The 21011-nt window shown below is 44.5% G+C and carries 21 protein-coding genes; 5 read left to right on the top strand and 16 right to left on the bottom strand.

The genetic code is table 11. The annotated features are described in order from the left end of the window. Positions 1–70 precede the first annotated feature (70 nt). Together QMA01_RS12750 and QMA01_RS12745 are read left to right on the top strand one after the other, a co-directional pair. Positions 71–625: a M15 family metallopeptidase gene (locus tag QMA01_RS12750; RefSeq protein ID WP_301610489.1), complete on the top strand. Its 555-nt coding sequence runs from the start codon at positions 71–73 to the stop codon at positions 623–625. A 76-nt stretch (positions 626–701) separates the two neighbouring features. Continuing rightward, positions 702–1277 carry a hypothetical protein gene (locus QMA01_RS12745; protein ID WP_290215144.1) on the top strand — a complete coding sequence of 192 codons (576 nt, stop codon included), beginning with the start codon at positions 702–704 and terminating at the stop codon, positions 1275–1277. Between the two features lie 54 nt (positions 1278–1331). On the opposite strand, the gene QMA01_RS12740 is transcribed toward QMA01_RS12745, so the two are convergent. The 3 genes from QMA01_RS12740 to QMA01_RS12730 form a co-directional block, all read right to left on the bottom strand. Further along, complete coding sequence (locus tag QMA01_RS12740) at positions 1332–1688, bottom strand: hypothetical protein (protein WP_191715462.1); 357 nt, start codon at positions 1686–1688, stop codon at positions 1332–1334. A gap of 294 nt (positions 1689–1982) precedes the next feature. Beyond that, positions 1983–2975, bottom strand: coding sequence for a GNAT family N-acetyltransferase (locus QMA01_RS12735; RefSeq protein ID WP_290215143.1), 993 nt, complete (start codon positions 2973–2975; stop codon positions 1983–1985). Between the two features lie 6 nt (positions 2976–2981). Next, positions 2982–3644 carry a Dph6-related ATP pyrophosphatase gene (locus QMA01_RS12730; protein WP_290215142.1) on the bottom strand — a complete coding sequence of 221 codons (663 nt, stop codon included), beginning with the start codon at positions 3642–3644 and terminating at the stop codon, positions 2982–2984. A 224-nt stretch (positions 3645–3868) separates the two neighbouring features. Here QMA01_RS12730 and aldA point away from each other — a divergent pair, with 224 nt between their 5' ends. Then, positions 3869–5317, top strand: a complete 1449-nt coding sequence (gene aldA / locus QMA01_RS12725; RefSeq protein WP_290186877.1) for an aldehyde dehydrogenase — start codon at positions 3869–3871, stop codon at positions 5315–5317. 104 nt (positions 5318–5421) lie between these two features. Here the strand turns inward: aldA and fumC are convergent, their stop codons facing one another. From fumC to QMA01_RS12695, 6 genes are all read right to left on the bottom strand, one after another. Next, positions 5422–6804, bottom strand: a complete 1383-nt coding sequence (gene fumC / locus QMA01_RS12720; RefSeq protein WP_191715458.1) for a class II fumarate hydratase — start codon at positions 6802–6804, stop codon at positions 5422–5424. A gap of 81 nt (positions 6805–6885) precedes the next feature. Continuing rightward, positions 6886–8385, bottom strand: a complete 1500-nt coding sequence (locus tag QMA01_RS12715; RefSeq protein WP_290215141.1) for a UDP-N-acetylmuramoyl-L-alanyl-D-glutamate--2,6-diaminopimelate ligase — start codon at positions 8383–8385, stop codon at positions 6886–6888. 193 nt (positions 8386–8578) lie between these two features. After that, a complete protein-coding gene (locus QMA01_RS12710) occupies positions 8579–10111 on the bottom strand; it encodes a flotillin family protein (protein WP_290215140.1) in 1533 nt (510 codons plus the stop codon). A gap of 1 nt (position 10112) precedes the next feature. Then, the gene (locus QMA01_RS12705) at positions 10113–10670 is read right to left on the bottom strand and encodes an NfeD family membrane protein (protein ID WP_203340502.1); all 558 of its coding nucleotides are present in this window, start codon (positions 10668–10670) and stop codon (positions 10113–10115) included. A 116-nt stretch (positions 10671–10786) separates the two neighbouring features. Then, a complete protein-coding gene (locus QMA01_RS12700) occupies positions 10787–11500 on the bottom strand; it encodes a hypothetical protein (RefSeq protein WP_290215139.1) in 714 nt (237 codons plus the stop codon). 83 nt (positions 11501–11583) lie between these two features. Further along, positions 11584–12141, bottom strand: coding sequence for a P-loop NTPase family protein (locus QMA01_RS12695; protein ID WP_290215138.1), 558 nt, complete (start codon positions 12139–12141; stop codon positions 11584–11586). Positions 12142–12377: 236 nt separating this feature from the next. Between QMA01_RS12695 and QMA01_RS12690 the strand changes: the two genes are divergently transcribed. Then, positions 12378–12578 (top strand): cold-shock protein, encoded by a 201-nt coding sequence (locus QMA01_RS12690; RefSeq protein ID WP_006830093.1) that lies wholly within the window; start codon positions 12378–12380, stop codon positions 12576–12578. Positions 12579–12813: 235 nt separating this feature from the next. On the opposite strand, the gene QMA01_RS12685 is transcribed toward QMA01_RS12690, so the two are convergent. The 7 genes from QMA01_RS12685 to QMA01_RS12660 all read right to left on the bottom strand — a co-directional run bounded on the left by QMA01_RS12685 (position 12814) and on the right by QMA01_RS12660 (position 19967). Beyond that, the gene (locus QMA01_RS12685) at positions 12814–14463 is read right to left on the bottom strand and encodes a serine hydrolase (RefSeq protein ID WP_290215137.1); all 1650 of its coding nucleotides are present in this window, start codon (positions 14461–14463) and stop codon (positions 12814–12816) included. Between the two features lie 108 nt (positions 14464–14571). Next, complete coding sequence (locus QMA01_RS18225) at positions 14572–14814, bottom strand: GNAT family N-acetyltransferase (RefSeq protein ID WP_301610499.1); 243 nt, start codon at positions 14812–14814, stop codon at positions 14572–14574. Further along, complete coding sequence (locus QMA01_RS18220) at positions 14753–15043, bottom strand: GNAT family N-acetyltransferase (protein ID WP_301610500.1); 291 nt, start codon at positions 15041–15043, stop codon at positions 14753–14755. Before QMA01_RS18220 ends, QMA01_RS18225 begins: the two co-directional genes overlap by 62 nt. Then, positions 15040–15492 (bottom strand): hypothetical protein, encoded by a 453-nt coding sequence (locus tag QMA01_RS12675; protein ID WP_191715451.1) that lies wholly within the window; start codon positions 15490–15492, stop codon positions 15040–15042. The genes QMA01_RS18220 and QMA01_RS12675 overlap by 4 nt, the downstream gene beginning before the upstream one ends. A gap of 214 nt (positions 15493–15706) precedes the next feature. Beyond that, entirely contained in the window at positions 15707–18325 is a 2619-nt protein-coding gene (locus QMA01_RS12670; RefSeq protein WP_290215136.1) for an MMPL family transporter, read from the bottom strand. 3 nt (positions 18326–18328) lie between these two features. Beyond that, a complete protein-coding gene (locus QMA01_RS12665) occupies positions 18329–18772 on the bottom strand; it encodes a MarR family winged helix-turn-helix transcriptional regulator (RefSeq protein ID WP_191715449.1) in 444 nt (147 codons plus the stop codon). 112 nt (positions 18773–18884) lie between these two features. After that, positions 18885–19967 (bottom strand): AI-2E family transporter, encoded by a 1083-nt coding sequence (locus QMA01_RS12660; RefSeq protein ID WP_191715448.1) that lies wholly within the window; start codon positions 19965–19967, stop codon positions 18885–18887. 146 nt (positions 19968–20113) lie between these two features. Here QMA01_RS12660 and QMA01_RS12655 point away from each other — a divergent pair, with 146 nt between their 5' ends. Beyond that, positions 20114–20944, top strand: coding sequence for an undecaprenyl-diphosphate phosphatase (locus QMA01_RS12655; RefSeq protein WP_191715447.1), 831 nt, complete (start codon positions 20114–20116; stop codon positions 20942–20944). Positions 20945–21011 lie beyond the last annotated feature (67 nt).

Below are 21011 nucleotides of genomic sequence, written 5' to 3'. Positions count from 1 at the left end.
TACCAAATTCTTTGCTGCGATACTCTTTTCATGATTTTTGCTACAATAGAACCTACAGAGGTGAATGAAATTGAAACACGCAAAGACCGCTTTTACGATCTTTTTCTTAGTGATTCTCGGCGGTTTTTTATTTATATGGCTGGAGAAGGAAATGGCGTTTCGGGAAGAATTGGAGAAGCGCCCATTGCCTTCCGGATTGCACCCCATCGTAGAAGAAAAACGCGATCAGCTGGTCGCTCAAGCTGCTGAAATTGGAATCGATATTATTATTACCGATGGTTACCGCTCCCCTGAAGAACAGGCAGATCTCCATAGTCAAGGGCGAAGTACGCCTGGCTCTATTGTGACGCATGCAGAAGCTGGGGAGTCCTATCATAATTATGGGTTGGCCATCGATTACGCTCTGCGCTTTGATGACGGATCGGTTGTTTGGGACATTACAAGAGACGGCAACGGCAACGGAGAAAGTGATTGGTTCGAAGTTGCGGCTATCGGCAAGAAACTTGGATTTGACTGGGGTGGTGACTGGCAGCGTTTCAAGGATTACCCACATCTCGAAATGACTTTCGGCTTGTCGATCCGCGAACTGCAACAAGGATGGCGCCCAGAAGATAAAATGGAATAAACACCGCTGTTTTTTCTATTGTTTGTAACAGATGCTCCTGCTTCTTCGTCTTATAGACAAAGGAGGCATACGAGTGATGAAAACGTTCAGGGCCATCCGTATTCTTATTCCTGCTTTGGTGCTGATAGCCTGCGGGGTTGATGAACCACTAAAACAACCGGCAGATGATATAAGTGATTTCACTGTGAATTCTGCTCAATCCGACGCTGTCCAAGGTGACTTCATTTATCGCTTGATAAGCGAAAAAGAACAATACACCGAAGGCGAAGAAATAAAAGTTTATGCGGAACTGGAATATAACGGTGCACAGGAGAACATTGAAATTTCCCATGCCGCTTCCCCTTTCCATTTCCCCCTTTCCGAAGAGACAAGGAAATATGTCGTTGAATATGCCATGAACGAACCATTGTTGACTACCCGATTAACCAAAGGGGAGCCCTTGCATGAAGACTATACTGGCAGCGGCGGCTATAGTGCCGAAGAAGATGAAGTTTATATTGAATTTGTTCAGCGTATTATGGAAAAAGAGTTTCCGCCCGGTTATTATAAAATCAATGGTTTTGCGAACTTCACTGCCACAAGCTCTGCTGGTTCCGCCACTCCTTATGAAATCCATGCACAAATCGACTTTAAAGTCGTTCCAGAAAATTAAAACAGCACGTGTCCTATTGGACCGCGCTGTTTTAATTCTTAGGAATGGAGTCAATTAACTGCGGTTGCTGTAATCGTGCAGATGCGACAATGGCGTCAGATAATACAGCTCATCAGGACAACGCTGAGAAATTTTGTATAGTTCCCAAAACAACGCTTCCGGCACTTCATATTGCTGTATAAAATCTGGCATTTTTCTCGTTTTAAGCGTAGCCTGCTGTTCTTTCACTTGGTCTATATCAACCCATAAGGTTTGATGTCCACTGGTTTCCGCTTCTTTCTCATGTGAAGGGATGATGACACTTAAACGTGCAAACAAGGTGATGAACTGTTCTCCCGCTTCTTCGTGTGTGCCTTTGGATCTTGAAAAATAAAAGCTTATTTCTTCTTGAAAATCTGTTGGATCTTTCAACACGTTTCTCCCCTTCTTTTTTGACCAAAGAAAAAGCCGAAAAGTCTTCCCATGTTTATGGAAAGTTACTTTTCGGCTTTGCTGATAGCACTAATCTCTACAGCACTTGACCAAATTATTTAATTGCGTTTTACGAACCAAGTAGTTACAGCGAATATTTTAGGTGGAAACGCTATCGTTTTCCTGATGCTTCTAGCTTATTCGAATTTTTAAAATTAGTAAAGTGGCTTGATGAATCAATAAGAGGATTTTATTATGTCGATTCGTCTAGAGTCATCTGTTGCCGGCTTCCAACTATTCGCCATGTGCCCACGAAATTCGCGGATCCACTTTCCTTACCATACGGACCATGATGGGCTGAAATCCCATTCTCGGCCAAAAATAGGAAGCTAGTTGATTGGGCGTATGCCAATCTGCGAAAATATACTCATAGCCCTGTTTCTTCATCTCATCGAAACAGTAATTGGCTAACGCCCGCCCTACTCCTGTTCCTCGGAGGTCCGGATTAGTCGATGCTGCAGGAAGCACGGCACAATTTTCGGGAGTCACCAGACTCAGCGGGTCTTCCTTGCGGAAATAGACATGGAATCCGGCAATCTGGTCCCCCTGCTCAGCCATCCATAAATATGCATCCTGGTCTTCACTCAAAGCTTCGTAGCTTTCCTTTACATCCTCTAAAGTTTCACGTGTAATAGGTTGCCAAGAAGGAGCGGCTGCCTGATGAATGCTATTCCACATTCCCATTTTTTTCAGTAATGATGCGTCTTCCCTTTTTCCTTTTCGAAACTCGAGCTTCGGAAGTGTGCCGTTTTCCGGTTCAAAATCATCAAGCGACAAAATTCCATATTTCTGTTCAAAACTGAAAGACTGGTCCAGCCATTGGTCAATAACTGCTTCATTGCCCAGCGGCGCCATTAATCTATGATGAAAATAGCCATGTTTGATCCACTCAGCTCCAGCATCTGCATATAACAACCTCAACAAACGCGGATTTTCATGTTCGCTGATAGCGATGGATTCATAGTCCATCCATACATAGCGCCCGTGTTTAGCATCTTCTTTAAACTCATAAAGCATATAACCGATTACATCAATCCCTCTGACTGCCACTATGCCATTGATGAATGGACGTTCGAGCATATGTCGCAGAACCTCTTCGGTATCATCGATTTCTTCGAACGTTGTCGGCAGAAAGCTGAAGATCTTACGTTCCCTTTCATGGCGCTTTGCCAGCAGTACCGCCATTTGCCGAATATGTTTTTCTTCCATCCCCATGATTTGAATCAATCGTGATCACTCCTCTGAATGAAGTTTCACTTCCAATATCCCGTAGTTCCCTGCCTTGATTTTTTCACCGAATATGACTGGCACCGGTTCAACGAAAATTGGGCCATCTACAATCATCGTATGGAACTCCCCTTCTTCACCGCAGACATCCACACCTTCCGCTTCCAATTCATCTATCAATTCATCAGTGAATTCACGTCCCAAAAAACGCTCATCCAAGCGCTTTGTATCGACTACTGTAATGACTGCCCGAAAACCTTCGTCCACCAATTCCTTTACAATCTTTCTTCGCGGTTCTTGCCATAGAGGGTGTCCGACACTCATGTCTGCTTCTGCACTGACTTTTTCCACCCACTTCAAATGGTCTTCCAAATCGATATCGCCGTAAACTCCCATATCAATTCCTTGGGCTTTAAATTTCTTCAGTTGCTTAATAAATTCCTTTTCATAACCAGACCAGCTGGCTTTTCCGATGACTAAAGGCAAACCCATCCGCTCTGCCTGTGCCTCCATGACTTCAATCGGCAAACCATGTGACCGTGATTTGGAGCCATCTTCTTCGAACATGGTAAACAAGGCAAGCGGCACATGCCCTTCCAACACGGCGCGGTAATAGGCAAGCGCTGAATCTTTCCCGCCGCTCCAAGACATAACAAATGATTTTTGCATAATGCACCTCTTTTTTCTGATTCGCTGTTACTGTAACTAATTCGTCACAGCTTGATTGAAACCCTTTTAAACAGCCCTTTTTTAATCTGCCCATACGAAGGAAATCCTTTTGTCTCCATCCGCTGACTCTTTTTAGCATTCTGGTTTCCCTTCTATTGAGACCTTGTCTGTTTAACACAGTAAAGCACAGGGAAAAGCTTATTAAACACAAAGGAGGCAGACTCATGCAACAACATCAATTATATATAAATGGAACGTATACAGACTCCACCGGAACAGAATGGATCGACATCATCAACCCTTCGACAGAAGAAACCATTTCGCAGATTCCTAATGGAACAAAAGAGGATGTCGACCGCGCTGTAAATGCCGCGTTCGAGGCACAAAAATCTTGGGAGCTCCTACCCAATATCGAACGCGGTAAAATTGTCCGTGCATTGGGAGATAAAATCGCAGAAAAACGCGATATATTCATTGATTTGCTGCAGGAAGAACAAGGAAAAAGCTATGAATTGGCGAGCGGCGAAATCGATCTTGCCATTGACTATTTCCATTACATGTCCGAATGGGCACGACGGATCGAAGGCGAAATCGTGCCAAGCGACCGGCCGAATGAAAACATCTTCATCTACAAAAAGCCCATCGGCGTCGTAGCAGGAATTGTTCCTTGGAATTTCCCGGTTTTCATATTGGCCAGAAAAGTAGCAACAGCTTTTGTTACCGGTTGTACAATCGTCTTAAAACCAAGCCAGCAAACGCCAAACACCGCCATGGAATTCACAAAAATCATTCATGAAATGGATGAAATTCCGGCAGGTGTCTACAATGTCGTGACTGGAACAGGATCTGAAATCGGCAATGCACTGGCTTCACATGAAAAAGTACAGCTCGTCACCATGACCGGCAGCGTCCCAGCAGGAACCAAAGTAATGGAGGCCGCCGCAAAGAACATCACCAAAGTCAATTTGGAATTGGGTGGCAAGGCTCCTGCTATCGTTACCCAAAATGCAGATCTCGATCTTGCAGTTGAAGCTATCACAACCTCCCGACTGGCGAATAATGGGCAAGCCTGCACAAACGCCGAACGGGTCTATGTCCATGAAAGCATTGCGGAAGAATTCACGAAAAAACTAACGGCCGCTTTCGAATCTAAGACTTTGGCAGACCCGCGGAAGAACAAAGAAGCGGACATGGGACCGCTTGTCAGCCAGGATCGGCTTGATACCGTGCATGATATGGTCAAACAGGCAGTGAGTGAAGGCGCAACGGTCGCTACCGGCGGTGAACGCGACGATAGCCAACCCGGCTTTTTCTATAAACCGACAGTTTTGACAAATGTGGAGCACGATTCGGCGATTATCCGCGATGAAATTTTCGGTCCTGTATTGCCTGTCACCACTTACAGCACATTGGAGGAAGCCATCGAAAAAGCCAATGATACAGAATTCGGCTTATCTTCAGCAGTCTACACAAACGACCTGAACGAAGCCATGAAAGTCGTCAATGAAATGAAGTTCGGCGAAACCTACGTAAATCGCGAAAACTTTGAAGCAATTCAAGGCTATCACGCCGGCATGCGCAAATCTGGACTTGGCGGCGCCGATGGCAAACACGGCATGGAGGATTTCCTGGTCACGCAAGTGGTCTACATGCAATATAAGAACGGACAGTGAATACACGTAAAAACACTCTTCTTTTGTTTCAGAAGAGTGTTTTATGGCGTTTAAAAGAGCGGATTAAAAAGCGGCTGGAGAAATTCCAGCCGCTTTGTGTTTTTTCATTTTCCTACCATGTTCTCCGGTTTTACCCATTCGTCAAACTGATCCGCAGTCAAATGGCCGCTGTTCACAGCAGATTCTTTTAATGTTGTGCCATCTTTATGGGCTTGTTTAGCAATCGCCGCAGCTTTTTCGTATCCAATATGCGGATTCAACGCCGTTACCAGCATCAATGAATTGCTCACGTGATTTTGAATAACGTCCAGATTAGCTTCAATGCCCACTGCACAATGATCGTTGAAACTGATCAAGCTGTCTGTCAACAAACGGACAGATTGCAGGAAGTTGTAAGCAATGACTGGTTTAAAGACATTCAATTCGAAGTTTCCTTGGCTTGCGGAAAAACCGATTGTTGCATCGTTGCCCATTACTTGAGCTGCTACCATCGTCAATGCTTCACTTTGTGTCGGATTGACTTTCCCTGGCATGATGGAACTTCCTGGCTCATTCGCAGGAATGGTGATTTCACCGATTCCGCTGCGGGGACCGCTTGCCAACCAGCGTACATCGTTGGCAATTTTCATTGCATCCGCTGCCAATGCTTTAATGGCTCCGTGCGTGTAAACCATTTCGTCGTGACTTGTCAGTGCATGGAATTTGTTTTCTGCTGAAGTGAAAGTAGTTCCAACAGCTTCACTGATGAACTCAGCAACTGATGGGCCGAACGTTGGATCCGCATTGATGCCTGTTCCAACTGCTGTACCGCCGATTGCCAATTCACGCATGTGTTCAACGCTTTCGCGAATCATGCGTTCACTCTTTTCAAGCATGTGTCTCCAGCCACTGATTTCCTGGCCTAATGTTAGAGGTGTCGCATCTTGTAAATGCGTGCGTCCGATTTTGATGACGTCATTGAATTGTTGTGCTTTTTCATCCAATGTTGCTTTCAGCTTTTGAACAGCCGGCACAAGGTTTTCAGTCACTGCCAAAACGCCTGCAACGTGCATTGCAGTCGGATACGTATCGTTTGAACTTTGGGACATGTTCACGTCGTCGTTTGGATGAAGTTTTTCTTCAGAATTTTGTTCTGCCAAAATTTCATTTCCTCGGCGTGCCAGAACTTCGTTCATGTTCATATTGGATTGTGTGCCGCTTCCTGTTTGCCAAACGACCAATGGGAAATGATCATTCCATTTGCCTTCGATCACTTCATTCGCTGCAAGTTCAATCGCTTTCATTTTTGCTTCTGATAATTTTCCAAGTTTATGGTTTGCTTTAGCTGTCGCTTTTTTCAATTGAGCAAAAGCCATAACGACTTCATGCGGCATGCGTTCCGTACCGATTTCAAAGTTCTGTACGCTGCGCTGTGTTTGAGCGCCCCACATTTTGTCCGCTTCAACTTGAATTTCACCGATGGTATCTTTTTCTGTACGATACTGCATTCCATTCACTCCAATTCTGATATCTATGTATCCTTCTCTTCTATATAACCACATTCAGCCGCCAAAAAGCGACCTTTGCAGTTAAAATTCACTGTTTTTGCTACTGAAAAATTCTTCGATAATCGCTTCATCCGAATGCGGAATGTATTCTCCTCTGACAATCTGCGCGCCGTTGATCGAGCCGCTCGACAGCAAAATAAGATCACCTGGTCCACTTTCCTTTAAAGCTGCCAGAACCGCTTCCCGCCGCGAATTGGCTGTCAGCACTTGTTGCTTATATGGAATCGTCAATCCTTCAAGTACTGCATCAATTACAAGTGCGGGTTCATTATGCCCAGGATGGTCGACTGTCACCACAAGGATGTCGGCTTTTCCTTCAGCAGCTTTCGCCATCTTCGGCATTTTTGAAAAATCCCGTATGCCGATGCCTGCGATCAACGCAATCAGCCGGTTATGCGATAGTTTTTTCACTTCTTGAAGAACAGCGGCCAACGCAACCGGCGTATGGGCATAATCCAAGACGATCTTCCGATTGCCGGGGCCATGGATCATTTGGAAACGGCCTTCGACTTGAGACATTTTCGGCAGGACTGCCAGAATATCCACAAGCTCAATTCCCGATAAAAGAGCCGTTCCAACAGCGGCTGTCAAATTGGCCGCATTGTATTCACCATAAAGCGGAACATGGACCGGCCATCCCTGGCCCTGGTAGCGAAGTTCAAAATCCAGTCCGGAATCAGATGATTCGCATGCTGTCCAAATCAAATCAGCACCAGAATCCAGCTGGCTGCTGTAAGTTAAATGCGGATAATCGATGGTTTCCAAAATTTCTTTAGACATTCCTTCATCGTCAATATTAACCACAGCGGCATTGGACTGCTTAAATAATAAAAGTTTCGATTGAAGATAATGCTCAAAGGTTTTGTGGTATTCCAGATGCTCTTCCGAAATATTGGTATGGATGGCCACATCAAAACGGATGCCTTCCACCCGTTTTTGATCCAGTGCAATAGAAGAGACTTCCATAGCAACAGCTTGAATGCCGTCGGTTACGAACTTTCTGAAAATCTGATGGATGTCGGATGATATCGGGGTGGTAGGTGTACTCTTCTGGAACGGCATCTTTCCTGCTGCCCCTAAAATTCCGGTTGTTCCAATAAATCCACAAGAGACCCCAAGAAGATTGAACAGATTATAGACATACGTGGCTGTCGTTGTTTTTCCGTTCGTTCCTGTGACGCCTATCTTCAGCAAATTTGTTTGAGGGGACTGATAAAAGAAATCGGCTAGACAAGCGAGTGCTAAACGGACATTTTCAACTACCGCAAAAGAAAGATCAGGATGCTTTTCAGCATAATCAGCAAGCAGTACAGGATTGGAGCCAATAATCATTGAAGCTCCATTTAAAATGGCTTCATCGATATACAAATGCCCATCAGTGTTTTCCCCGGGCACACAAAAGAAAGCACAGCCTTTGACTACTTGCCTTGAATTATAGGCAATGGAACTGATTTCCGGCTTGTCAGGACCGTACTGCGCAATTATATGAAAAGATGGGATGCTGGCAAATGGTATCTCCATAAAAAAGCTCCTTACGTAAAATATGTCAAATACCTATAGTTTCACAGGAATATGTATCATTATTCTATCATTTACATAAGACACAGCAAATATTTAAGCTGTTTTTTTCTGAAAATAAGTTATTTTCCATTTTTTCAGCAATATGAAAAGAAACTTCCATTCAAATGTTCTCTGAATGGAAGCTTCTTTTTCTTTACTTTACTTCAAGTTCTTTTGTCGGTTGATCCTTTTCAGCCAACTCATACCGCAATTGCTCAATAGTCTGTGCATAATCCTTCTTCCCAGTTAAGTTCTCCAGCATTTCCCGCACGTCGATACCTGATGATTCTTTCAACGTCTCTTGCAAAGTCGACATCAGATTGGTTGCATATGAAGTGACTTTATTGGCGCCTCCGCCTTCGCCACTTCCTGTATCCACAACGGTGATCTTGTCGATGTTGGCAAGCGGACTGGCGATTTCTCTTGCATATTCCGGCAGCATTTTGACGATCATATCAAGTGTGGCTGCCTGGCCATACATTTCAAATGCTTCAGCAATTTTCCGTTTCGCTTCCGCTTCTGCCAAACCACGCAGCCGGATAATGTCCGCTTCGGACTCCCCTTGTGCACGCTGTGAGTCCGCACGCGCCTGACCGTCCAAACGAATTTTTTCTGCATCGGCTTTCGCCATTGCTTCTACACGGTATTTCTGCGCGTCCGCATCCGCCAACTGTTTCGATTTCTCTGCTTCAGCTGCCTGTTCAACCGAATAACGGTCCGCATCCGCTTTTTTCTTCACTTCAGAATCGTATTGGCGTTCTCGGCGCTGAATTTCTTTTTCTTCCAATTCGATTTGCTTCTGGCGCTCAATGATTTGAATTTGCATCTCCTGCTCAATGACTTCCTGCTTAGCTTTTGCAGTTTCAAGTTCATAAGCCTGATCGGCACGGGCTTTCGCACTATCCTGCTCGCGTCGGTATTCAGCAACCTTCAACAAGTTCTCTTTTTCCGCTTCAGCAATTTCCGTCGCGCGTTCAATTTCAGCACGTTGCGCATCTTTTCCGGCTTCAGCCCGCTTGATGCGTGTCTGCATTTCGGATTCCGCGGTTGAAATATCGGCATCTCTTTTCACTTGAGCGATTCGTGCTTTACCCAACGAATCCAAATACCCGTTTTTATCACGAACATCTTTGATGGTGAACGAAACGATGATCAATCCCATTTTCGCCAAATCGTGTGAAGCGACACGCTGCACTTCTTGTGAAAACTTATCGCGGTTCTTGTAAATCTCTTCAACTGTCATGGAACCCAGTATCGAACGAAGATGGCCTTCAAGTACTTCTTTCGCTTCGTTTTCCCGGTCTTCCTTTGATTTCCCTAAAAATTGCTCGGCAGCCGTGGCAATTTCTGATATGGATCCGCCGATTTTGATGATTGCTGTTCCATCTGCCATAACCGGTACACCTTGCTCGGTATACACTTCGGGTGTCGTCACTTCCAGTTTGCTCGACAATAAGCTCAAAGGAGCCGCCTGCTGGAACACCGGAAGCAAGAAGGTCCCTCCGCCTCGTATAATTTTAATGCGGTTTCCTGAATCATCTGTATGAACATTCTTCGATCCCAAATAACTTCCGGTTACGATCAATGCCTCATCCGGTCCAACCGTCTTGTATTTGGTGATATAAACTCCGACAATCGCCAATATAATAAATGCAGCAATTCCTAATGCGATCCAGCCCATTTCCATCCTAAGTCCCCCTTGTCATTTTCATTTCTTTCGTAAAGTCCAACGGCTCATAAGCCTGGACATACAACGTGCCTTCATTCACTTCGATGATCAACACCTTTTGGTCTTGGCCAATGGCTTCATTGTCATAGCCCGCCGCACGCTTTGAAATCATTCCTGCATACGTCTCCAAAACCACTTCTCCATAGCCATCGACAGGGATAGGGATGATGACATTGGCCACTTGTCCAAGAAGCGACTCATCTGAATAGGCAATTGAAGATTCAGCAGAAGACAAGGGCAATAAAATAAATAGATAAAGCAATAAGTCCAACACTATTGCAGCCATAGCCGCCATTCCCAACACTGCCCATTCATTAAACGTTGTAGCCGTCTCCAGTAAAAAACCAATCGCAGCAGTAAATGTGATAAAAGCCAGAATCACTGTCGGGTTGAACACCGGCAGGGCGTCTCCCAAGTCTGCAACGTCTCCGAAAAAGACATACAATACAGTCAATGCGCCGGCTCCCAACAGGATATACATATACAGCTGCTCCATGGACAAGCCAAAAATCAACATTCCAAAACCTCCCATTCCAGTAAACGTATTACCATCTTACTTATTAATACGAATATAATAGGAAGAAGTTTCAGAATTCTTTTGAATTTGGTCTGAAATATAAAAAACCCGTTCTTTTACAGAACGGGTTTAGCGAATTGAAGTTCATGAAAACCATGTACAAGCTGAAAACCGATGCCTACGTAGCCTTCATTAAGCAATTCCTGCTGTTTTTCCAGATGATCCATTTTCACTGTCATATGGTCAGTGTAATGGACGTCCGGCACCTTGAGGTCCTTGACCAGAATGTAGCGTTTTAATCCGGCATACTTCTCTTTCAAGGCAGCAATGTGCATAGCTTGCGTAAACTTATCTTTCAGGCTTGGGATATTCATTGGTGCCACCGTACAGCATACATAACGGAATTCTTCTTCAAGGTTCGGCAGTTCCTTCATTATCACTTCCGCTAATTTCTGCTGGAGGCGATTTCCTCGATACTCCGGCAGAACCACTGATATTTCCTGATAAATCACTTTGTGCAATTCTTCCGGGGGGAGGCCGATATCCCAGCCCAGATGTTCTTCATCGATTTCAGGAATCAGCAAAGCCCTAAAGCCGATCAGCTCTTCTTCGACGAAAGCTCCTATCAACAGTCCCCGTTCATTTAGGATAAACAGGAATTCTTCAGTACTTAAAGCTTGAAGTGTAGCTTTTTCAGGAAGCGATTCAATCACTTTTTGTTGAACTTGTTCTATTACAGGCAAATCTTCCAAATACAGCCGCTTCATAGAAAAAGGAAGTTTTTTATGAAGCACTTGGTTCGTAATTGTGCCTTCATGCAGCAACTTCATCAGCCATTCTCCTCCGTATCGTTATGTAACTTCAGAATACCACTTCCCACTATGAACGTCTTTAAGTTTTTTCAATTACCTTATTAATTGAAACCATTGTCCTTATAAAGAGAGGCAGGCATCTCCGCCATTTTTTCCAGATAGCCATTGATTTGTTTCTGATTCCGGAGAAAAACAACTTTATGATGAGGACTTTCTTCTATAAATTGCACCATCCGTTTTCTCATTTTGACTTTGCGGGCACTGTACGTAGAAATGATGAACGTCAAAAACTCTTTATCCAGTTTTTCCGGACAGCCAAGCGCCATATCAGGGCGCGTTTTCCCTTGATTGGCAATTCGGCGTTTGACCACCCGATACAGGCAAACGGCTAAAGGCAATTCTAAATAGATGAGGGTGTCCGCCTTTTTACTTCGTATTTCATAAGTGCCGGTGTAGTTCCCTTCGATGATCCAACGGTCCTCTTTCACCAACTGCTGCTGTTTTTCACTAAATTCTTTTTCACTGCTTTCAATCCATCCCGCCTTCCAAAAGTAAGAATCCAAATGATGGACCGGAATGTTCTTTTTTTCCGATAACTTCCTCGCAAAGCTTGATTTGCCAACACCCGCCGATACCCCAAGCACCATAATTTTCTCCAAAACCGTCCCCTCCTGCTTCTGTTTCTTTTGGTTTTTTCATTATAATCCAACATGGAATTTATCCGTATCAAAAAGAATATTCGTTAATCACTTGCAATATCTGTATACCCATGTTATTCTAAGGAAGAATTATTTTTGTTCGGATAACTTTTTACAAAGTGTCAGATGTCCATCTGCAAGATTTGAGCAAGGATAGTAATACAATGTATGCTTACGCATACGAGGAGGAAACACACATGGAACAAGGTAAAGTGAAATGGTTTAACTCAGAAAAAGGATTCGGCTTCATCGAACGCGAAGGCGGCGACGATGTATTCGTACATTTCTCTGCAATCCAAAGCGAAGGCTTTAAATCACTTGACGAAGGTCAAGAAGTAACGTTTGATATCGAGCAAGGCCAACGCGGTCTTCAAGCTACTAACGTTCAAAAAGCTTAATTTCAACTTATCAATGAGCTCTTCTTCGGAAGAGCTTATTTTTTTGTCTTTTTTTCAATGCCGTTCCCTTCATTCTTTCTCCATTAAAAAACGGCAGTTGCGCAAAACAGCAACTACCGCTTTCCATCCCCCTTAATTCAACCAAAAATAAAGTTGGAAAACACCAAAAATCAAAATACATGTTGCCAGCGTCCCGAAAACGATCGCCAACGCCAATTTCTTTCCGGTCATACTTTCACTCCTTTTCAATTCTCAACTCTTGTATGGTTTCCACAATATCATAGGCTCCCGCGCTTTTATTCGATAAAACCGTCAGGATGCTGCCGTCTGCCGGATAAAATGCCGAATGGAAACTGGCCCCTGGGTCATAGCCCATCACATGATATTTTAGAACGCCTTCTGTTTTCCTTTGAATCCACATGCCATAGCCGTAATCGCCGTCTTCTCCCGAAGCGTGGATCTCGAGCATCGCCTTCACCATGTCTTTCCCCACTAAATGGCCTTCCATTAACGCATACCAGAAATTCGCCATATCACCTGCTGTGACATAAGCGCCTCCGTCAGCTCCTCCACGGATTGGAATAGCGTAATGGTTAGTCCGCCATGCACCTTCCTCTTCGATATAGCCGAAAGCCGTTTGGCCTGGCAGACGGTCCAGACGGAAATAGCCTGAATTCAGCATGTTGGCAGGACCAAAAATCCGTTCCTGCACCACATCGGTAAACTCACTTCCCGTTAATTGCTCCACAATGAGCCCAAGTGCGATAAAACCGGCATTGTTGTAGTGGAACCGCTCGCCAGGCTGGAACATCATCGGCTGCTCTTTGAACAAGGGAATAAAATCGGAAGCCGTCTGCATCAAATACATAGGCTGCCGTCTCCATAGATCTTCGAAATCATCCATGACCTGTTCATCAAAATAATCCGGTATGCCGGATGTATGCGTCAATAATTGATGGATCGTGACGTTAAAATTCGGAAACGTTTGCGGCAGCAGCTCGGATAATCGGTCACTTAAATTCAGTTTCCCTTCCTCCACCAATTGGCATACCGCCACAGCGGTGAAAAGCTTACTGCCGGACGCAATGCCAAAGCGTGTGTCTATGGCATTCGGCCTTTCGTCTGCACGATTAGCAAATCCTCTTGCAGCTGTCCAAGTCTCTCCTTTTTGGAGGTAGGCGACACCCGAGAAATCGATTTCATCCATCTTATCCATAATCGGGTTGACCGGCTTCTGCTGCCCAAATCGCCCTTCTTCCGTAATATCAATCTGGCGTCCATCGGATAGCTCTATCGAAAGCGGATGTGTTTCGCTTTTCTGTTTCGAAAAATACCACGTACGTTTAGGTGCCACTAAGATGATATACGTATGTCCACTGCCAAGAAAGTTCAACGATTTCGGGTCGATCCCTTTATTGCCGCGGACCGGAATATCCATACTTTCGATTGCTTCACCGACTTCCTCGACATCGGGTGTGGTGATGCTCACTTCACTGATATCGAGCAGTGAATCGACAGTGAAATTGCCCATACGGTCGACGCTGCGGCGTGCGATAAACTCCACGACATTCCCTGCAGGATCTTGAAAATAAAACGCATCGGCATCGAAATTGGCATAAAAAACTTCATCCATCCCTTCCTGGCGATTTAAAGTTACACGCTCACTGGCCCACCATTTGGCGAGCGTAAACTGATTGCCCGGAATATTCAGCGCAAAGTGATAGACAGCCGCTCGTTCAGATTCACGGAAAACCAATTGAGATTCTCCAATTGACAGGATAAAACTGGTTTCATCTTCTTCCACAATCCGAAAACCTAATTGATATTCATAGAACCCCTTCATGTCTTCTAACTGGTTTGTGTACAAGGTCACCTTTTTAAACATGTCCTCACTCCTTGCCTTTAGCATACCGAAAAATCGGATTTATTACCTCTTTTAACCACAAAAAAAGAAGAGCAGAGCTCCTCTTTTTTTGTTAGCGTCCTATAACCGTTACTTACTGATGGCATACCGAAGCCTGACCATGTCACGGCATTCAATGCCGTTTTCAAAAATCGGTTCCCGATAATTTCTCCTGAAAAAGTCAGGATCGATTGCATGGAGGCGAAAACCGCATTTCTGATAAAGAGCCAGCTGGCCCAGACTTGAATTGCCGGTACCAATTTCCACGAACTCAAAACCTCGCCGTGCCGATTCTGCCAAAGCATGCTGAAGAAGCTGCCGCCCATAGCCCATAGCCCATGCCTCGAACGCTTTCCGCAACCGCTATGTTTTTAATTTCCACTGTGGTTTCTGACAAAGAAAGCAACACGTAGACGCCTATTGTTGGACCATTCCGTTCTTCAGCGACCACGCACCAGCCGGATGCACAATAAGCACGCACCAATTGTTCTGAAGGGTCCGCTTCCAATAATAGATCCATCGGCAACGGTTCAGAAACTTGCAGCTGACGAAATTTCATCATTTCTTTTCTTTAAAGCCCTGATCAAGCAAGTAATTTTCAGCATCATCAAACGTTCCGAAGCTTTCTTCGAGGTTTTTTCCTGTATAGACATTCCAGAACGGTTCTTCGTAGACCAAATCCAATTTCACGTTATCACGGCTGACCCACGTCTTGTCATACGGCGGTTCCGGTTCTAAAGATAAATAATCCAGCGAATCGGCTAAAACGCTGCGCAATTCTTTTTCGGAAAAATCACGGATATTGACGAAGCCTTTTTTATCCACTTCATACTGCGGCAAGTTGCCTACATAGACAAAACCATTGCCCGTTGGATGCAAATGATAGACGACGATTTTCTTGTCGTACAAACTCTCTTCATAATGGAAGTTCACGCGTTTCATCGATACATCTTTTCTCGTCAATTCCGGAAAAGATTCAATGATTTCCAGTTTTTGCTCAAATGTTAACAATCTCATTACCTCGTTTCGTAGTTTCATTTATTTCATCAAAAACCTTAGTTAAGATCCAAGACATAAATCTGTTCGCTATATACTGAAACTCGCAGAAATATATGGTTACACCCGTTTCGCATTTTCAATTACCATTTAGTATACCACGACCGGCGCAATCCCACATCCATAGAAAAAAGCTGCGCGAACGCAGCTCTTATCAACTATAGTCCTATTATTTTTTCTTGCCGAACGGCCACCAGACGCCCCGGTCAAAGGATACTGAAATCGCCGGTATCAATAGCGGCAGCACAATCAGTCCGTACAACAGCAGTCCTGTTATAACGATCGTCGCAATCTGTACGAGGCTTAAGACACCAGATGGCATCATGGCACCGAATGTACCCGCCAGAATAATCGCTGCCGTAATGATGACAGTTCCCATCTTCGCCATCGATGTACGCATCGCATCGCGGACTGTGATTCCGTTAAATGATTCTTCGCGGAACCGGTCAAGCAGGAAGATCGAATAATCGACTCCCAACGCCACCAGCATAACAAAGCCGAAGAACGGCACTGCCCAGCTGATGCCATCATAACCAAGACCATTTACAAAGATCAATTCCGCAATGGAAATCGAAGTATAATACGTCAGCAAAAGCGATCCGATCATATACAATGGCATAATCAATGAACGGAAAAGAATTGCCAGGACAACGAACAAGCTGATCAGCATGATGACCACCGTATTGGTAAAGTCATTGGAGGATACTTCTTCTAAGTCACTGTTGATGCTGGAAATTCCACTGAAGGCAATTTCCGCTTCTTCAAGCGGCGTTCCTGCTGCAGTGCGTTCAACCGTTTCTTTGATTTCAGAAGTGATGCCGATCGCTTCATGAGAATAAGGATCCTCTGATAAAATCACTTCCATCATCATTCCGGTGCCGTCCGCAAATGAATAACGATCGAGAACTTGTTCAAAGTCCTCGCTTTCCAGCGTTCCTTCCGGAATGAATAAACCGGTGTCACGCACAGCTTCACTGTCGCTCATTTCCTGCATCATTTCAACAACTTCTGTTAAGCCGTTTTGTATTTCAGCAAGGCCGTCGTTCGATGCGCCTACGCCTTCTGCCAGCTGAGTTAAGCCGGCACTAAGCTCTGCTGTTTGGCCAGCTGCTCCAGCCAGGCCTTGTTGAATTTCCGACAACCCGCCGCTGATTTGTGTTAATGCACCAACCGTTTGAGGGATGTTGCCAGTTACTTGCAAGCCTTGTGAAACTTGGCCTATTTGTTGGTTGATCTGGCCAAGCCCTGCAGCGGCTTCATTCAATACCCCTGCATTGCCTGCTTGATCAGCAATAGCACTTAGGTTGGTCTGGACTTCTGTAAGCCCCGCTTGCACTTCGCCCAGTCCATCACGTGCCTCGCCCAAGCCATCTGCCATAAGGCCAAGTTGTTCATCCACGTACAGTTCATCAATTACGTCGCCTGTCGGACGTGTAATCGATCGAACCGTTTCAACGCCATCAATTTTTTCAATTTCTTTACTTAACATTTCGAAATAAGGGACAGTCGACCGATCCGTCAAGGCATCATCTGATTTGACGATTACTTGAACCGGCAGAGAATCTCCTTTTCCAAAACCTTCTTCAATTGCGCGAAGGCCTTTCACCGATTCGTATTCCGAACCGATTTCATCTACCGTATTAAAAGATAAGTCATTGTCATACGTAAACAACAACGGCACAGTAATCACTGCCACTACCAGCATCGACAACAATGGACGATTGATCGACAGCTTGCTCATGTTGATCCACAATTTGCTGTCGCTGTGGGACGCTGTTTTCTTCGAAGGCCAGAATAATTTTTCCTTCAAAAGAGACATAAAGAACGGCACAATCGTGTAAAGGACCAGCAATAAGACAAAGATACCGACCGCTACAGCCACTGCTGATTTGAAAATCGGGAATTCAGCAAAGCCGATGGCAAAGAATCCGATAAACACGGCTATACCACTGATCAGCAAAGTTCGCCCTGCAGTTTTATACGTATTGATGATCGATTGCTCGACACCATGTCCAGCCGATAATTCTTCTTTATAACGGCTCAACAACAGGATACAATAGTCTGTTCCAATCCCGAACAGAATCGCCACCAAGAATATCTGTGTATAGTTTGACACTGGGAATCCGAACCAATCGATGAAAAATGCTACGATTGATTGGCTCAATAAATACGAAATCCCGACTGCCACAAGTGGAATGAACGGCGTTACGATTGAGCGGAACACTGCCAGCAATAACCCGAAAATCAAAACGACTGTTATGATTTCCGTACGCTTCAAGCCTTCCTGAGCACTGATGTTGACGTCGTTGTTGATGATGGCTTCTCCAGTCAGATAGGCTGTCATGTCTTCAGGAATAATCGTTTCCCTGATTGTGTCAGCCACGGCATTCACTTCTTCGTCCGTACCGTCAACCGTAACCGGCATCAATACCGTTTGGCGGTCCTCCGAAATCAGTTGCTCTTCCAATTCTTCGCTTTCTACGGGATTCAATACACTGGTTACAGGATCTCCCAATGCTTCTATGTCCGCAACCATCTGCTCGAGCGTTTCCCGCATCGAATCTGTTAGTTCACTTTCCAAAGGCATGACAAGCGAGATGGTTTGATCTGCAGCATCCGCATCCGTCAAAATTCTTGAAGCAATTTGCGAAGACGCTTCATCCGATAACTGGAATGACCCGGCTTGTTCCGCCTGCTCCGTTAAATTGGGCGCCAGCAGGAATAAGACGACCGTCAACACAATCAAACCGATTGCAATCGGCCATTTAAATTTCAATACACTCTTCATGTATTACACTCCATCCATTTTTATAATTGTTTTCAGCTTCCGGAAAATCGTTAGAAATTGATCTATTTCTTCGTCCGCGATATTTTCGGATATCAATTTCTCAATGTAATCCGTCAACACTTTCTCCAGTTCCATCAAAATTGCCTGCCCTTTATCCGTGAGCTCCAGCATTTTTTCCCGACGGTCCTCAGTCTGGACAACTTGGATCACTTCTTTTTGCAGCAATTTCTTGATACGGCTGGAAATCGCACTTTTATGTACGGCTTGCAGTACGGCTAACCTCGCTGAAGTAACGCGCTTTTCCTTGCTGATCAACTTCAGCATTTGAATCTGCTCAGGTGAATATTCGTTCCATAAAGGATGGTCGACCGATTTGATGACCCGCTCGGTTCCATACATCATCACTTCTTGAAAAAGATCCACCGCTTCTTTTATTCGTCCATCCAAAGTAGTTTACCCCCTCAACCAATATTTATAGTTTAGGGGGTAAACCTTTCAAGGTCAAGCAGGATGTTTTTTCCAAAGAAAAAACCTGTGAATAGAATTCACAGGTTCTCTTTTATTCAATTTCGCGTGTAGCGGTGTCACGAATTTCACTGCGTCTCGCATAGATGTTCTTGGCAATCGTCTTGATAACAGCATATACAGGTACCGCCAAAATGATTCCCCATAATCCAGCGATGTTTCCTGCTGCCAAGATCAAGGTAATGACTGTCAATGGGTGGACGTCGAGTGACTTGCCCATGACGTTAGGGGTGATGAAATTACTTTCAATCTGCTGTGCAACCAGCATGATGATAGCGACGTAGACCGCCATGATCGGGTCTTGTACAAGTGCAATGATGATGGCCGGAATTACCGCAATATAGGGCCCCAAGAACGGGATAACGTTAGTCGCCATACCAATTAAAGCCAATAATAAAGCGTAATCCAGGTCAATGATCAAATAACCGATCAGCAGCATGATCCCCACAAGGAAACTGACGAATAGTTGCCCCTGGATATACGCCTGAAGGGTTTCGTCGATGTCATGCAATGTTTTCCGAATCCATTTTTTTCGTTCTCCTGAAAAGAAACCGGAAACAAATGGAACGAATTTCTTATGGTCAACCAAAAGGTAAACCAGGAAAAACGGAACCAACACCAATGTAACCACACCGGATATAAAGCTGCCAATGAAGGAAAGTACCCATCCGCCAACATCCCCGATCCGGTCACCGATTTGGCCAGTCATGTCATTCAACTGCTCTTCAATTGAACCCGGAAGACGGTCACGCTGATCGAATATGTATTGGCCATATTCTTCCACACTGTCAATTATTTCAGGTGCATTGTCCACCAATGTATTGATTTGGCCAGTGACAATCGGGCCAATCATGATGTAGAACAAGTAGAATACTAAGACAATCGCTAGAAGGACGGTCAAAACCCCTGCCCATTTCGGGAATTTCTTCTTCATTAAGAAATTCAGGACCGGTCTCGTCAAGTAGAATAAGACACCTCCTAACAGCAATGGAACAAATATTGTCCCTGCAATAATAAATAAAGGATCGAAAATCCCTTGTACTTCAATAAATAAACGAATAATGACTAAAGCTAGGATTATTCCTACTCCCACTTGAAACCAAAGCTTGTTCGTCAAACACGTCACTTCCTTTCTTTTCAATAGTATACCCAGTTTACCACGAAAATATGGTATTATATTTTTTATGTTGTTTTGAAGTTATTGGATAAAAAAGCTGCACTGATAGATAAAATAAGTACACAAGCAATGGAGGATTTTATTTAATGGATCAATTATGGCTTACAATCAAATTTTTGCTTCTCGGACTTTTCCAAGGATTAACTGAACCGATTCCCATCTCATCCAGCGGACATCTGTTGATTGCCCAATACTTTTTGGATGTTCAAATTGAAGGAAGCGTTTCAACCTTTGCTTTACTGGTCAACAGCGCATCCCTTATTGCGGTTTTGATCATTTACCGCGATGACATCAAACGCCTTGTCGTCAACGGATTGAAATACTTCACTGTAAAAAATGCCGAAACAAAACGGGATTTCATGTTTGTGGTCTATCTTGTAGTCGCAACCATTCCTGCCGGGGTCATCGGCCTCTTGTTTCAGGATGCAATCGATGATAACTTGTCGACCATCTTGACAGTCGGTCTGACATTGATCGTAACCGGTCTTGGCCTTTGGTGGATCCGCAATATGCGCGGACAGCGAAAAGATGGCAACCTGACAATGAAAGACGCCATCATCATCGGCGGCGCACAAGCAATTGCACTAATCCCCGGCATCAGCCGAAGCGGCGCTACGATTGTGGCGGCGATGGCACGGGGCATTAACCAGGAAACCGCATTGCGCTTCTCTTTCTTGCTGTTTATCCCCATTAGCTTGGGAGGTGCTGTTCTCAGCATCACAGATATCATCAGTGACGATAACCTAGGGTCTATGGCCGTTCCATACATCATGGCATTCCTTGGATCTCTGGTCGCTTCTTATTTTTCATTAAAATGGTTTATGAACATCATGGCAAAAGGGCAATTGAAGTATTTTGCCATTTACTGCTTTATCGTCGGTCCGCTTGTCGTCTTAGCGTGGCTTGTATTGAATTAAAAAAAGCAGAAAAACTGAAAACTGTACGTATGTAAGCTAAAAAACAGGCTGCCAATTTCCATTGGCA

The organism is Planococcus notacanthi, assembly GCF_030407825.1.
GTDB lineage: Bacteria > Bacillota > Bacilli > Bacillales_A > Planococcaceae > Planococcus > Planococcus notacanthi.
This window is presented reverse-complemented; position numbering and strand designations above follow the sequence as displayed.

Coding starts and splice junctions, on each gene's coding strand:
- QMA01_RS12745 (WP_290215144.1), top strand. CDS start 702: ATGAAAACGTTCAGGGCCATCCGTATTCTTATTCCTGCTTTGGTGCTG.
- QMA01_RS12730 (WP_290215142.1), bottom strand. CDS start 3,644: ATGCAAAAATCATTTGTTATGTCTTGGAGCGGCGGGAAAGATTCAGCG.
- aldA (WP_290186877.1), top strand. CDS start 3,869: ATGCAACAACATCAATTATATATAAATGGAACGTATACAGACTCCACC.
- fumC (WP_191715458.1), bottom strand. CDS start 6,804: ATGCAGTATCGTACAGAAAAAGATACCATCGGTGAAATTCAAGTTGAA.
- QMA01_RS12715 (WP_290215141.1), bottom strand. CDS start 8,385: ATGGAGATACCATTTGCCAGCATCCCATCTTTTCATATAATTGCGCAG.
- QMA01_RS12710 (WP_290215140.1), bottom strand. CDS start 10,111: ATGGAAATGGGCTGGATCGCATTAGGAATTGCTGCATTTATTATATTG.
- QMA01_RS12705 (WP_203340502.1), bottom strand. CDS start 10,670: ATGTTGATTTTTGGCTTGTCCATGGAGCAGCTGTATATGTATATCCTG.
- QMA01_RS12700 (WP_290215139.1), bottom strand. CDS start 11,500: ATGAAGTTGCTGCATGAAGGCACAATTACGAACCAAGTGCTTCATAAA.
- QMA01_RS12690 (WP_006830093.1), top strand. CDS start 12,378: ATGGAACAAGGTAAAGTGAAATGGTTTAACTCAGAAAAAGGATTCGGC.
- QMA01_RS12685 (WP_290215137.1), bottom strand. CDS start 14,463: ATGTTTAAAAAGGTGACCTTGTACACAAACCAGTTAGAAGACATGAAG.
- QMA01_RS18225 (WP_301610499.1), bottom strand. CDS start 14,814: ATGGGCTATGGGCGGCAGCTTCTTCAGCATGCTTTGGCAGAATCGGCA.
- QMA01_RS18220 (WP_301610500.1), bottom strand. CDS start 15,043: ATGATGAAATTTCGTCAGCTGCAAGTTTCTGAACCGTTGCCGATGGAT.
- QMA01_RS12670 (WP_290215136.1), bottom strand. CDS start 18,325: ATGAAGAGTGTATTGAAATTTAAATGGCCGATTGCAATCGGTTTGATT.
- QMA01_RS12655 (WP_191715447.1), top strand. CDS start 20,114: ATGGATCAATTATGGCTTACAATCAAATTTTTGCTTCTCGGACTTTTC.